The sequence below is a fragment of the Marinobacter sp. X15-166B genome, from assembly GCF_001752365.1.
Lineage (GTDB): Bacteria > Pseudomonadota > Gammaproteobacteria > Pseudomonadales > Oleiphilaceae > Marinobacter.
In genome coordinates, this window is record NZ_MEIY01000001.1 from 3345190 (window position 1) to 3359353 (window position 14164).

9 protein-coding genes and 1 other RNA gene are annotated in these 14164 nt (G+C 54.6%); 7 read left to right on the forward strand and 3 right to left on the reverse strand.

Going from position 1 to position 14164, the window contains the following annotated elements; all coding sequences use genetic code 11:
- Positions 1 to 119: 119 nt before the first annotated feature.
- Positions 120 to 216: signal recognition particle sRNA small type (gene ffs / locus BG841_RS15735), an RNA gene on the reverse strand.
- 287 nt (positions 217 to 503) lie between these two features.
- On the opposite strand from ffs, the gene prsK reads away from it, so the two are divergent.
- The 4 genes from prsK (at position 504) to BG841_RS15755 (ending at position 8506) form a co-directional block, all read left to right on the forward strand.
- Positions 504 to 2615 (forward strand): XrtA/PEP-CTERM system histidine kinase PrsK, encoded by a 2112-nt coding sequence (gene prsK / locus BG841_RS15740; RefSeq protein WP_070058511.1) that lies wholly within the window; start codon positions 504 to 506, stop codon positions 2613 to 2615.
- A 106-nt stretch (positions 2616 to 2721) separates the two neighbouring features.
- Positions 2722 to 4092 carry a PEP-CTERM-box response regulator transcription factor gene (gene prsR / locus BG841_RS15745; RefSeq protein ID WP_228141685.1) on the forward strand — a complete coding sequence of 457 codons (1371 nt, stop codon included), beginning with the start codon at positions 2722 to 2724 and terminating at the stop codon, positions 4090 to 4092.
- A 56-nt stretch (positions 4093 to 4148) separates the two neighbouring features.
- Positions 4149 to 6857, forward strand: a complete 2709-nt coding sequence (locus tag BG841_RS15750) for a tetratricopeptide repeat protein (RefSeq protein WP_070058512.1) — start codon at positions 4149 to 4151, stop codon at positions 6855 to 6857.
- 191 nt (positions 6858 to 7048) lie between these two features.
- Complete coding sequence (locus BG841_RS15755) at positions 7049 to 8506, forward strand: PA14 domain-containing protein (protein WP_070058513.1); 1458 nt, start codon at positions 7049 to 7051, stop codon at positions 8504 to 8506.
- Here BG841_RS15755 and xrt read toward each other — a convergent pair.
- A complete protein-coding gene (xrt, locus tag BG841_RS15760; protein WP_070058514.1) occupies positions 8500 to 10068 on the reverse strand; it encodes an exosortase in 1569 nt (522 codons plus the stop codon). The two genes, BG841_RS15755 and xrt, sit on opposite strands and share 7 nt — an antisense overlap.
- Before the next feature lie 27 nt (positions 10069 to 10095).
- On the reverse strand, positions 10096 to 11067 hold the full coding sequence (locus BG841_RS15765) for a GNAT family N-acetyltransferase (protein ID WP_070058515.1): 972 nt from the start codon (positions 11065 to 11067) through the stop codon (positions 10096 to 10098).
- Positions 11068 to 11795: 728 nt separating this feature from the next.
- Between BG841_RS15765 and BG841_RS16970 the strand changes: the two genes are divergently transcribed.
- The 3 genes from BG841_RS16970 (at position 11796) to BG841_RS15770 (ending at position 14031) form a co-directional block, all read left to right on the forward strand.
- Positions 11796 to 12470 (forward strand): hypothetical protein, encoded by a 675-nt coding sequence (locus tag BG841_RS16970; RefSeq protein ID WP_141737117.1) that lies wholly within the window; start codon positions 11796 to 11798, stop codon positions 12468 to 12470.
- Positions 12467 to 13243, forward strand: coding sequence for a lipopolysaccharide biosynthesis protein (locus BG841_RS16650; protein WP_074454383.1), 777 nt, complete (start codon positions 12467 to 12469; stop codon positions 13241 to 13243). The genes BG841_RS16970 and BG841_RS16650 overlap by 4 nt, the downstream gene beginning before the upstream one ends.
- A gap of 218 nt (positions 13244 to 13461) precedes the next feature.
- The gene (locus tag BG841_RS15770; RefSeq protein WP_141737118.1) at positions 13462 to 14031 is read left to right on the forward strand and encodes a hypothetical protein; all 570 of its coding nucleotides are present in this window, start codon (positions 13462 to 13464) and stop codon (positions 14029 to 14031) included.
- Positions 14032 to 14164: the final 133 nt, after the last annotated feature.

Consider the following 14164-nt stretch of genomic DNA (forward strand, 5'->3'; position numbering starts at 1 on the left):
AAGAAGCAACCCATGGCGGCCCGGCTCGGATCGGGGGCGACAGAAGCAAGCGGCTGAAAACCCATTTACGGGTGTGAAATACGATTGCCCGGTGCGAGCAGGGGAAGAGATGGGGGTGGCCCCACTAGCAACACTCCGGCACACGAGTCCACCGCTGCGGCTGCTCCCTTCCGGGCCTGACCGGGTTCACGGTTTATCGTTGCGGAGGCACCAGCGGAGCCACCATAACAATCCGGACACGCTCGTCCAGATGCGGCGCGCATGTTAGCAAGAGACGGCGCCGGCTTCAATCCCTATTCCTCGATAAACAGCAACTTCCACTTTAAACATCAGACAATTACCGGTTTTCCGGCGCATTACAGCGTCACTGCGCCATGACGGGGGACGAATTGGCGACGCCGGGGGCGGTTTTCCGCTATGCTCAGAGCAGCGAGATCCCGGTTTAATTTCACCGGCAGCCTGCCCCAACCCGCTGTTGGTGCTATCACAGGATGTGGTACGTCATGATTACCAGCTTAGGTGTTATCAGCCATATCACGGCGGTGCTGTCATTTTTGCTCCTGGCCGTGCTGATCGTCAGCAAATACCTGCGACGCAAGGTTGACCGCGCCATTTTGCTGGCCACGGTCATTTCTTTGGTCTGGGCGGGCTCGGTGGTGACCCAGGTCGTCTGGGGGCAGCCGGGATTTTTCCCGCGCTATTTACTGGAACTGCTGCGGGATGCGGCCTGGATTGGCGTGCTCCTGGTCCTCCTGATCGACGGCGAGCGTACGGTCCATTCCTCGGACCGCACACCACCTGTGCTTAAAATCATCGCCGCCACAGTGGCTATCTGCCTGCTCTCCTTTGCCCTGCTGGAATACGCATTCGAGTTTTCGGTGCTGAACGGCAAAGTCAAAGTGGCGGGGCAAATTGCGCTGGCACTGCTGGGACTGTCGCTGGTCGAGCAAATCTGGCGTAACTCCATCAACTTCAATCGTTCCAGCCTGCGCTATCTGTGCATCGGTATTGCCACGCTGATGGCGTATGACTTTTTCATGTACACCGATGCCCTGCTTTTTGGTCAGGTGTCCGATGCGTTCTGGGGCGCGCGCGGGTTTGTGAATGCCCTGATTGTCCCGCTGTTTGCGGTGAACATGATCAACACCCGTAAACAGCCGGTGCATTTCCAGCTGTCACGCAACGCCATTTTCCACGCAGGTACCCTCATATTCGCCGGCATTTACCTGCTGTTTCTTGCTGCAGGCAGCTATTACGTGCGCGTTATGGGGGGCGAGTGGGGGGAAGCCCTGCAGGTCCTGCTCATTACCATCTCCATGGCGTTTTTTATCACCCTGATCACCTCCAGACGGGTGCGTTCCCGTTTGATGGTGTTCATCAGCCGGCATTTTTTTGACTACAAGTACGACTACCGGGAAGAGTGGCTCAAGCTTACCCGCGAACTTGCCGATCTGGGCGACGCCCCCCCATTGCCCGAGCGGGTGATCAGCATTCTGTCCGGCCTCGTTGAGGGCAATGCCGGCGCTCTCTGGGTCAAAGATGAAACCGGTCATTACCAGTTGCAGTCCGCCATCAACCTCTCGCTCCCCAAGCACACCGGCATAGATTGTCAGTCTGAACTGATTCAATTTTTTCTCGAACGGGAATGGGTTGTTGATCTGCACGAATACCGGCGCGATCCGACCCGGTACAACCTGATGGAAATTCCCGATGCCATTCTCCACACCCCGGACGGTTGGCTCATCATCCCGCTTTACCTTGATAACTCCCTGTACGGCCTGGCGCTCATCGGCAACCCCTATGCCAAGGTGGAACTCAATTGGGAAAACTTTGACCTTATCCGGGTGGTGGCCCGCCAAATCTGCAATCTGCTGGCGCACGCCGATTCGCAATCCATGCTTTCCCGGGCCATGCAGTTTGAAGCCGTCAGTCGGGCCAGCGCCTTCATGGTGCATGACCTGAAGACGCTGATCGCCCAGCTCTCACTGCTCACCCGAAACGCAGCCAAACACCGCCACAACCCTGCGTTTATCGATGACATGATCGAGACCACCGATCATGCGGTACGCAAAATGTCGAATCTGATCGATCACATCCGCAATCCGGTGGACGACCCCCCGAACACCGAAACAGTGGACATCAATGTCATTGCCCGCAATCTGGTGGAGCATTACGCGTGGAAAAAGCCCGCCCCCCGCCTGATCGAAACGGCTGAGCCCATCCTCATCCGGGCCGACCCGGACCAACTGAAAAGTGTGCTGGGTCACTTGGTGCAGAATGCCCAGGACGCCACCCCGCCCGATGGTGAGGTCAGTCTGAGCATGAAAATGTCGGCCGGGTATGTTGTACTCTTCATACAGGACACGGGTTCCGGAATGACCGAAGAGTTTATCAAGCAGTCACTATTTCAACCTTTCCAGAGCACCAAGGGGCTCACCGGCATGGGGATCGGTGCGTATCAGGCCCGAGAGTACGTGCGCCGGCTGGGAGGGAATATCGATGTCACCAGCAAGCCGGAAGTGGGGTCTTGTTTCTCCGTGAGGTTGCCCCTGGCGACCCGGCAGACGCCCGCCACCGAACCGGCAAACGTTGCTTATTCCAACAGCCAGAACTGAGCAGATACGCGGCCCCCACCGCGTCGTGGCCCGCTTACGGGATTGCAATATCCCCGTTTTCGGTTAAAGATTATCCATGTAGGCTTCACGATAAAAAGGATTTGTAGTGATTGCAGCTAAACGACTTCTCATCGTTGAAGATGACCCGGGACTCCAGAGCCAGATTCGCTGGTGTTTCAGCGACGAGCTGGAAGTGTCGGTGGCGAGCGACAGGGACAGCGCGCTTACCGCTTTGCGCCGGTTGGAACCCGACGTGGTAACCCTTGATCTGGGACTCCCGCCCGACCCGGGTGGCTCCAGTGAAGGGTTCGCCCTGCTTGAAGACATTCTCCGACTGGCCCCCAGCACCAAGGTCATCGTGGTCACCGGGCGTGAAGACAAAGAAAACGCCGTCAAAGCAATTGGTATGGGGGCCAGCGACTTTTACCAGAAGCCACTGGATGCCGACATCCTCACCTTCGTGGTTAACCGGGGCTTCCGCCTGGCGGAACTGGAACGTGAAAACCGGGAGCTCTCCCGTCACCGCAACGGCACCACCATCAAAGGCATCATTGCAGCCAGTCCCCAGATGCTCGGTATTTGCCGCACTCTGGAAAAAGTCGCACCCACCGACGTCACCACCTTGATCGCCGGTGAGACCGGCACCGGTAAAGAATTGCTCGCCAGAGCATTGCATGATCTGAGCCCCCGTGCTGACCGAACCTTTGCTGCCATCAACTGCGCCGCAATCCCCGAAAACCTGCTGGAAAGCGAACTCTTCGGGTATGAGAAAGGGGCGTTCACCGGAGCGACGCAAAGCAAAAAAGGCAAGATCGAAAGCGCGAATGGCGGCACGCTGTTTCTGGACGAAATCGGCGATATGCCCATGGCCTTGCAGGCCAAGTTGCTGCGTTTTTTACAGGAGCGGGTGATCGATCGCGTGGGCAGCGTCGAACCTGTCCCAGTGGATGTGCGCGTGGTGTGCGCAACCCATCGGGACGTGCACCAACTGATTGAGCGCGGCGACTTCCGCGAAGATCTTTACTACCGGATCAGCGAAATCACCCTGGACGTGCCACCGTTGCGGGAGCGGGACGGCGATTGCCTGGTCATTGCCCAATCCCTGCTGAAAACTCTCGGCAAACAGCTGGATCGCCACCAGCTGGCATTTTCCGAAGACGCCGTACGAGCCATCAACCGTTACAACTGGCCCGGTAACGTCCGCGAAATGATCAATAAAATAAAGCGCGCGACCATCATGGCCGACGGCAAGCGGGTCACCGCAGCCGACCTGGAGCTGGCCTGCGACGGTGACGCGACCGACAATCATCTGAACCTTCGGCAAGTGCGGGAAAATGCAGAAAAACACGCCATTATCCAGGCACTTCAAGCGAGCGATTTCAACATGGCGCAGACCGCCCGAAGACTGGGGATTACCCGCCCCACGCTCTACAACCTGACGGACAAATACAAGATAGACGCGTCTGCAGAAGCCTGAACTGCACCGACAGCGTCTGGCAGGAAGCCCGACCCATGAGCAGGAATAGGTACGACATGAAAACAAGAAAAGCCTTCACCAAACGGTTCCCTTTAGCCCGTGCCAGTCTGTTATCCATTGCGATTACGATGGCTACGGTCGGCTGCGGCGAAGAAAGCACCCAGAATCAGGAAGATGTGCAGTACCTGAGCCATCTGGATCAGTCACGTTTTTTCCAGCGTCAGGGCGAACTCCGAGCCAGCACGGTAGAGGCCCGGAGTGCCATCGAATTGCAGGCCGGTGAACCCGCGCCTTATTTCATCCTCGTAGAAAACCTCATCACTGCGGGAGACGGGATTAACGCCGAGCATCAACTCGATGAACTCGCAACACTGCTGGAATCGGCAGACCCCAGCAGAGATTCCCTGAACCGGATTGTTCTCCTGCGTGCCGAAGCCCTGCGCATTCAACGGGAGTATGACCGGGTCCTGGCGACCCTGACCGATCTGGACGAACCCTCTTCCACTCAGGCCCTCGACGCGGAATTGCTGAAAGGCCGGGTTTTGCTGGAGACCAACCGGATTGCTGACGCCCGCAAGGCGTTTGAACAGGCCCATGGGCTGGCTCCGGATGCGGTTCTGCCGCTGATCGGTTTGTCCCGAACCGCCTTCGCGGACAACGATCTGGCACTTACCCGGGAGTACATCAAGAAAGCAGAAGAACTGGACGGCCAAACCCCGGCCCTGTGGCTGTGGAAAGCGCAGTTCGCCCAGGCGACTCAAGACTGGGCGACCGCAGAAAGCGCCTATATCCGGGCGCTGGAAGATATCGGTCAGTATGACGTAATGACCTTCCAGAAATATGAAACCATCTCGGCCCTGATTAACGTATTGCGGGCTCAGAACAAATCCGGTGAAGCCTTCGTCTACGAAGAGATCCTCGCCAAATCCGCACCTGGCAACATCAAAAGCAATCTCGAAGCGGCCCAGGAGGCCTTCAATAAAGGGGATATGGACGCCGCAGGGCATTATCTCGAAGGTGTGTTGAGACAAGCACCGAGCCATGAAAAAAGCGCCCTGCTGCTTGGTCTGGTTCGTTTCCGCCAGGGCCGCGTCGAAGAGGCCGAGCGGCTCCTTTCTTACGTGGTTAACCAGGGCAGCGATGCGCTGCAAGCCAGCAAACTGCTGGCGGCAACCAAAATACAGATGCAAGACCCCGAAGGTGCTCGTGAGCTACTGGAAAACCTGGATGAAAAGCAATCCGATCCGGAAATTCTTGCGCTTACGGGCATCGCCGCCCTCGCCAGTGGGGATACCCACGTGGGCGAAACCTTTATTGAGCGTGCGTTAGAGCTCAACCCGGACAACCAGAGCCTACGGTTACGGTACGCAAATTACTTCGCACGCCAGGGCGATCATGACCGGGCCATCGCCTTAGCCGAACAAGTGATGAACGCAAATCCGACGGCCAATCAGGCCCGATTGCTGATCATTCGCTCCCATATGGCGGCGGGCAATACCGCTGCCGCGGCGGAGACCGCCAATGCCTGGATAAAAGAACAACCTGACAACGCCTCTGCCCTGCTGATTCGCGGCCAACTTGCCGCGCAAACCGGCAACCTGGATGAGGCGCGGCAATACTTTAACCAGGCTGCCACCCAATCGCCCGACAGCGCCGGCCCCAAGATTGCGCTGGGCGCCCTCGCCCGCAGCCAGGGCAACCAGGAAGAGGCGTTAAAACTGTTCCGGCAAGCCGTGACCCTCGAACCCAATAACCGACAAGCCCTGCAAAATCTCGCAACGTCTCAGGAGCGCGAAGAATCGCTGGTGTTCATGCGCGAAGTGCTGGCCAAACAGCCCGATGCGATTGGGCCAAAACTGGTGTTACTGGAAGCGGCTCTGGAAGCCGGTGACACCCCTCAGGCCGATCAGCTCAGCGCTGATCTGCTTGAGCGCCGCAGTGAGAGTGCGCCGGCTCAAGCGGCCCCGGTTGTCGAGTCGTTATACAAAGGGGTTGCTGAGAATTTCCTGAAAGCCGGTGAACTGGACAAGGCCGCGGCGCTGTTAAACCGTGGCCGGGTATTGTTTCCAGAGAATGAAGATATTGCCCTGCAATCCGCACTGATCAGTTTCCACAAGAATGACGAACACGCCGCCCGGGAAATCATTCAGGAAGCCAAACAAATGCACCCTGCATCCGCTCGCCCCTATATTACTGAAGCGAGTTATCGCACCAGCCAGGGCAGACACGAAGACGCCGCCGAGCTCTTCCGGCAGGCGCTGGGCAAGCAGGATTCGGTAGCCACGGTACTGGCCTACTCCCGGGCCCTGCAAAATTCCGATCAATCCGACAAAGCCATATCGGTACTCGAGGACGCAGCCACCCGCTTCCCGGAACGCCCTGAAGTGGCCTTGCCACTGGCCCTTCTTTATCAAAGCAACAATCAGCCGGAAAAAGCATCCGACGTCTACGAGCGCATCATTGAGGCAGCACCCAACAACGTTGTGGCGTTGAACAATCTGGCCTGGCTGCGCCACGAGAACAAAGACGACCGGGCCCTGAAGCTGGCAGAAAGAGCTTATCAACTGAGCCCGAAATCCGCTGCGGTCACCGATACCTATGGCTGGATACTGCTTGCCTCGGGCCATGTTCAGAAAAGTGTGGAGATACTCGAGCAAGCCCTGCAACTGCAACCGGACGCGAAGGACATTGCCAACCACCTGGCTGAAGCCTATAAAGCCAACGGCCAGGAAGCTGAGGCACGTCAGGTACTTGAAAAACTGTAACAAGCTTTCATCCATGCTTAAAACACCGCAGCCTTACTCCGAAAAGTTCCAAGGGTAAGGTTGCGGCGACCAACTCGCCCCATGCTATTCTTGCTCCGCTTTTCCATCTTGACACCGAGCTGGTTTGCGCTCCACTTGCCCTCGCTGCGCTGGTGGACTCTCACCACACCAGCGCAAGACAATGGAGTTTTATGAAGCTTGGATTATTGGGTAAAACGTTCAGCCTCTCCGGCGCGCTTATCATCATCAGCGGCTGCCAAAGTTTTGGAGCATTCGATCCGAACACCCTACCCCCCTCGGCGGTGGTGCCGACCGTCAGTGAGCCCGGCACGGTCGAGTTGCGTTTTTTTGACAACATTGCGGGCTCTTCCGTCAGTAACCTGACCCGCAGCGCGAGATTCCCCGACAACCCCAGTCGCATTGTGGTCCTGACATCTCTGGAGACGCGCGACACTCAACTCGACCATTACGGGGCCCTGGCACGGGGGTTCATACAGCCGCCCGCCACCGGTCGCTACCGTTTCTACGTGAGTGGTGACGACCAGGTGGAACTTTGGCTCAGCCCCTCGGCTCAACCGGCAGACGTCACACTGATTGCCACTGCCCCAGGCTTCACCGAGCCCTATCAATACGACAAGTACAGCTCCCAAACCTCGCCTTACCAGAGCCTCGACGCCAACAACCGCTATTACTTTGAGGTGCGTCATAAAGAAAGCACCGGCATGAGCCACTTCAGCGTTGCCTGGGAAGGTGCCGGTTATGCACGAACGGTGGTAGGACGCAGCGCGATAGCAAGCTGGTCACCGGCGGTGTCAGGCGATTCCACCAGTGAACTCACCCCTGAAGCATATCCCATCGGCTACAACGCCGGCTTTGTGGACGGCAGCGAAGGCTTCCCGTTTAACGCCACATACTCTCGTCAGGATCTCGACCGGGCAGCCTACGCTCAGGGCTATCGCATCGGCTTTGTGGATGGCAGCGAAGATTTTCCGTTTGACGCTTCGTATCCACCCCTCGATCAGGACCGGGACGGCCTGTACGACACCTGGGAAACGCTCCACGGACTCGACCCCGCGGATCTATACGATGCCCGCACAGATCCCGACGGGGACCTGCTGTCGGCGGCCGACGAGTTTTTCATCGGTACCCATGAAAACAACCCGGACACCGATGGCGACCGCATACCTGACGGTGTCGAAGTTGCCGTGGACCTCAATCCACTCGACCGTTCGGATGCTGCCCGGGATATGGACGGGGATGGTTATTCCAGCCTGGAAGAGTATCTGGCGGGCACCAACAGCAATGATGCCACCAGCGCTCCTGACATCCCGTCAGACCCAGAGAGCAGGCCGGCACCTCCGGACGGTTCGGAGAACCCGGCCAATACGGGCTCAGCGTCACTGTCGTGGGCAAGACCGGAACACCGGCTGGACGGCACGGCCATCTCGGTGAGAGAGATAGAGCATTACAAGATTCACTACGGCCAGGACCGGCGTAGCATGAACAACACCGTCACAGTAAGCGGCACTGAAACCTCCTACGTCGTGCGCAACCTGTCACCGGGGATCTGGTACTTCACCGTGACGGTGTTCGATCGAGAAGGCCGTGCCAGTCCTCCGTCGGACGTTGTATCGAAAAGAATTCAGTGAGCCAATAAGGGTTCAGGGTGTGCATAAAGTCGGTCCAGATAAATTTCCACCGACTTTTTAATGGCCGGCGCATAAGTCGCCAGCGCAGCCTGACCGTTACAGTCCTCACAGCGCAAGCCAACAACCAGTACAGAGGCGTCCGAGCGGGCATTGAAAATGCCGTGCAATTGAGCGAACTTCGCCTGCAATTCGTTGGTTTCCCAACGTCCTTCCACGTAATAGCCGTACACGAGGTACAGGTTCTCGTCGCCGCCCCGTTGCTTAAGGGTCAATCCCGCCAGAGTATCCCCGTCCCCGGTGGGCAGAATGATCGTTTGCTGCAGCAACAACTCCCGTGAGTCGTACAACCGGTTGCCATACTGCACCACTTCTCCCCCCGGCCGCTGAAAGTCATAGCTGTACAGACCGACAAATAATTCCTCTGGCGGACGCTCCCCGTCCGCGTCAATGGAGGCTCTCAACGCAAAGGACTCCGCCAATGCCCGGTCAGGCTTGCGGATGCCCGGCTGCCAGCCGGCCAGATGTTTGCGGAACAAAGGGAGCCATTCCGCTGTATCCACGACCGCAATATCATGGGGCCGATTCTTTACCGCCACGCTCATGGATGAGTTTGCATAGCTGCTCCACGAAGCAGCAGCCAGCACCGTACCCACGGTCAAGGTCACCATGGCGCCCACCGCAGCAGCGGTGGAGGAAGTTTCGTGAACAGACGGTGGTGCGGACACTGGCCGGTCTTTGTTCTCCAGCCAGCGGGCGAAGAAAAACAAGGGCACCAACGTGGCCGCGAAAACCCACCAGCCAAAATAGTCATGCTCGGGAATCAGGGATGAAGTCATGTTGGACTCGTAACCCACATAAATAATGACAAATACGCGGATCCAGTTCGCAAACAACGCCAGAGCAACCGCTACAAGGGCCAGAATGATACGGTTGCGCAGACGGTGCAGGTTCAGCTCCCCATAGAGCACCGCCAGGGTTAACCCCACTAAAAAGTACCTCAACCCTGAACATCCGTGGGCGATCTCAAACGCACCTACCCCCGGGAAATAGACAAACACGCCCTCAACGAAAAACTCGATGTTCAGGAAAGACAACCAGAACTGGTTGATGGTGACGGTGATGATCTGAAGTGGCCAGGACAGATAGTCCCAAAATGGCAGGGCAAACACCAACAAACCGATCGGTATGAAAAACGGCAAGGTCTGGCGCCAGCCCCAGATTACCAGCAGCCCGGCAAGGAGCAAGGGCACGAGGGCGACTTGCTGAAAGGCCTCGATCAGCAATACCGTCCCGGTAAAATACAGCACTGCGGCGGCCAGGAAGGCCAGCACCCAACCTGCATTGAACCCCAACGCGGGGCGCAACTGGCGCCACTTGGACACCGTCAGGTAAAGGCACACCGCCAGTATCAACAGCCCGTGGGAATAGGCTTCGTCAAACTTCAACCATCGCTGCACCAGCCCGTCCAGGGTGGGCCAGACGGCCACCATCAACACAGCCAGCAAGCCAAGAGGGACGAATAACCGCAACGTTGTTCTGGTGATGAAACGCTCCATGTTCATTATGATCACTTACCTGATTGGCGTCCGTCAGTCTTTAAGCGCGTATAACAACTTCAAGACAGGATGTCTGACCAGCATAACCGAGACAAGCTTCTCATGGCCGGTGGCGATCCGCGACTTGTAATTTTCATTCTTGCCGCTCCCTGCAAGAAAGTCGAATTTGTGAATATCTTTGTCCGCAAATGCCCCTTCAATGTCGTAGCCAAGGTGCAGACTGCCCAACGCCAGTTTGCGATGAAAATTCTCGACAAAGCCTGCCTGTAGATTATAAATACAACCGCGATAGAGCACGTTATAAAGTACCGACACGATTTGGTCGTTGCAATATAAGACCGACAACCGGGGCTCACCGCCCTCCTCGCCGATGGTGTCAAGGAACGTGCGATGAAACGCCAGACTGGTGGTGCCAAAACAGGGGCCGCCCCAACGGGATTCATGAAAACCGTTCAGTGCCTCAAAAAAGCCATCCACCTTATCCGGCCACGCATTTGCAAAGGTAATCTCACCCTGGGTCTGTAACACCGAACGCCGGTTATACAGACGCAAACGGGTGCCACTGCCCAGGTTCTTGAGATAGGCTTCAAACGACTGCGTCGTATCTACAAAGTAACTGGTGTCTTCCGCAACGGTCCGCAACATACACCGGGTCTGAGCTGCGTAATCCTGCAACGCCTGCAGATCCGGGGCACTCGCCGGCACGTCACGAAACACGGCCTCGGACCACCGGCCAGCGCCCAGACGCCGCCGCACCTCTGCCAGGCACTCGGCACCGGCTGCCCCGGAGGTCAGCCGGTTGTATTCGGTACGCGGGGTGGCGAGCCGGCGGTAATTGGTGCCCACAAACTGCAGGCAATGGATGGGCAAAATCCCGCGAAACCGATAACGGTCGACATACAACCCTGCAAGGCCCGATCGGTTACTGATTCGCCTGAACCCCTGAGTATCGCCCCAGTAAGCCCACCAGGCTTGCTGCCATGCATTGGTTTGGAAAATGGTCATTGATTGCTCGTCCCTGGCATAATTGGCTTAACCCTTCGATAATCTGCCACCGCATATTCAACGTCTGATAACTGCAGAATTATCTAATCAACATACACCAATATCATGAAACCGTTTGGTTTTTGGAAATCTTCGCGAACCTCTACTCACATTAATTGCAAACGAAAAAAATACGGTCAACCAACCTGTTTTTTGCCGTCGAATCGGTTTTTCAGTGCTAGTATGGCGCTATACTATACTTTCACTCATACAAGTAATCTGTCGAGGGCACGGATGGCGCTCGCTAAATCAGTATCAGAAACGCTGTATTTTGTTTTTAGTGCTGGCCGGATCATCGCTGGCTTCAATGCGCTGAACACCTTGGTTCGACCCTCACGCGCGCGAGGCACCGATAATGCGTGTAGTTTCCCATTTCCGACCTTATGTCAGTATGGAGCGTTACCATGCGGCGCATCTTGTTAAACCCTCCCGGGTGGACGAAAATACTCCTGAAAAAAACACTGGCGCGAATGGGGTACCAGCTAGTACCTTGCGAGGACCCAGCGCCGATTGACGTGCGGTCGCTTGGCAACCACCCTGCACTACTTCTGTACCACAGCACACCAAAGCCCGTTTTAGTGGATGTCCCTGTTTCCCGAGGCAGGGGACCGCAAAGCATGCCTCTTTCCGCCCCCGCGAAGCACCCTTTTGTATTGGCCGCGCGGGCAGGCGCTCAGGATAACGGAGGTGTGGACGAGGTCTATAATATTCTCAAGCGATATTATGCCATGGTACAACCAACTACCGCCGCCGAATGGATTGGCTTAAGTAAAGACCTAGTAACAGTTCTTCATCACGAATCACCACTAGCGACCTCCATGCCATGGGCAACGCGGACGCCAGATGAGTGCCGGAGAGCCCGCGAAAGCTGGGCCAAAGAAGAAAGTAAAAACGTTGGACTTGATCTTTCAATAGAACACGGTTGGCATTTTTGGGGTCCGGTCGATAATAAAAAACTCGAAATAGAAGCCCACAGAATCTATAGATTAATAAGATCAATCAAAACACATGGATATCGTCGCCACGATGGTCGTGATGGCGATATTCTAGGTATTATGCTTCGTACCGAAAACAACCAGTGGTGCTGGCGAGTATCTGGCGGAATTCATCGCGCTGCTGTACTCAGCGCACTTGGAAGCGACACAATACCGGTAAGAATTGTACAAGTGATCAACCGAGAGGATGTAGACCATTGGCCGGGAGTTATTTCAGGCATATTCTCTCGGCAAGCTGCACTAGCAGTCTTTGACGCCGTTTTGGAAGGTTCTGTTCCCCAAATCGTTCGACACTGGAGCAACGAAAACTACAGCAGGTCGGTCTATCAATACCCGACACGTAACAATGCAGGTCATGCAAGCCCATGACACTGCTGAAAAGGTTGATAAGAGGCTCCGCCTTTCGTACTTTAAACACGATTGTTAGCATTGCAATCGGTTTTTTCATGTTACCCTTTCTGCTCAACCATTTGGGTGAAGATATTTATGGAATATGGGTTTTAGTTGGAAGTATTACTGCATCATTCTATTTATTCGACTTAGGATTCGCTTCTGCAGTTACGCGTTTTATAGCGGCAGCCCTCACCCGAAAGGATAAAATTGAAGCGCAACAGGTTTGCTCTACTGCATTTATTCTATATTGCGGATTAGGAGTCTTGATAATAGTTGCTACGTGCGCCTTGGCGTTACTAACGCCCAATGTGACCTCTAATAGTGAAAATGACCGACTGATTCAGCTCCTGATAATCATAACTGGGCTACGGATAGCAATTGGCTTCCCGTTTAAGTCTTTCGCCGGAATAATTTCGTACCATATAAGATTTGATCTTATGGCGGCAACGAGACTCTTTTTTGTGCTTGCATCTACAATTGCAACCGTAATTGCAATACTTACTGGGAAAGGAATAATAGCAGTTGCAATAATTGGATTGGTCTCATCCTTTGTCTCAGATATTGTATTCCGTGTTATATCCTCACACATGGAACCCCAAGTCAAAATCAAACTGAGTTCTTTTAGCCGTTCTCAACTCAAAGCCCTGTACAGCTTCAGCGCTTGGGCATTTCTTATCGATATCTCTCGTCTCCTCCAAGAGCGCGCACCAGTCTGGTCAATAGGTATTTTTTCAACCCCCAATTACTAACCGTTTTTTATGTTGGTCAGCGCTTGGCCGAGTACACATTCGGCCTGCTATATCGCGCAGTGAGTATGTACACCCCAATACTTACGAAGGACTTTACCCAAAGAAATATGACTGGATTCACTAACAAGTTAATGATATTCACAAAGCTCAATGTTATTCTCGCGTGTTTCGCTGTTGCTGGTTTTTTCGCTTTAGGTACCCCTCTAATAAGACTATGGATGGGTAGCGACTTCAGTTATCTAATAGCGTACAAAGTGGGCGCTATATTATTGTTAGGTAAAATGTTTCTATTCATCACATTACCTATCAACAGCGCGTTTTTAGCAATGCAAAAACCACGTATTATGTCTTTGGTCAGCGTGGCGGAAACCGGAATCCTCACTATACTATTGCTCTATTTCGCGACATCGACCAACTTAGGGATCGTCGGTGCTTCTCTCGCCGTGTTGTTTTCGTACACGCCAACGCGCCTAATCGTCATCCCTTTCCTGATTAGTCGAGAGTTGAGTTTACCCTTCAACGATATAATAAAACCTTGGTTACGCCCTCTTTTACTTTCTTTTATGGGATGGGCCATGCTGAGCTCGGCTTATACGGTGATGATCCAGGAAGTTCAATCCGCACTTGCATTTATACTTTGCGTTGTTTTATATACCATTTTCTCCTTAATAAGTGTTCCTTTCCTGGTGGGCCAACAAGAAAGAACCCTACTAGAAACGATCGTGCCAAAAAAATATATGTTATTATTTAATTGGCCGAGTTTATTAAGTCGCCGTCGGCCAGCTTGACACTTTTAACATTAAAGTGGCAAACCAAATTGAAGGTCAACGCTGAGCCATTGATCTTATCACATCGATCTGAAATCAAACATGAAAATCATGACCGAATAAAGCTTTATAATAACCATCCTGTAAGATGAAA

Excerpts from the sequence above, each read along its gene's own strand:
- xrt (WP_070058514.1), bottom strand. The coding sequence starts at position 10,068 with ATGAACATGGAGCGTTTCATCACCAGAACAACGTTGCGGTTATTCGTC.
- prsK (WP_070058511.1), top strand. The coding sequence starts at position 504 with ATGATTACCAGCTTAGGTGTTATCAGCCATATCACGGCGGTGCTGTCA.
- BG841_RS15750 (WP_070058512.1), top strand. The coding sequence starts at position 4,149 with ATGAAAACAAGAAAAGCCTTCACCAAACGGTTCCCTTTAGCCCGTGCC.
- BG841_RS15770 (WP_141737118.1), top strand. The coding sequence starts at position 13,462 with ATGGGTAGCGACTTCAGTTATCTAATAGCGTACAAAGTGGGCGCTATA.
- BG841_RS15765 (WP_070058515.1), bottom strand. The coding sequence starts at position 11,067 with ATGACCATTTTCCAAACCAATGCATGGCAGCAAGCCTGGTGGGCTTAC.
- BG841_RS15755 (WP_070058513.1), top strand. The coding sequence starts at position 7,049 with ATGAAGCTTGGATTATTGGGTAAAACGTTCAGCCTCTCCGGCGCGCTT.
- BG841_RS16650 (WP_074454383.1), top strand. The coding sequence starts at position 12,467 with ATGACACTGCTGAAAAGGTTGATAAGAGGCTCCGCCTTTCGTACTTTA.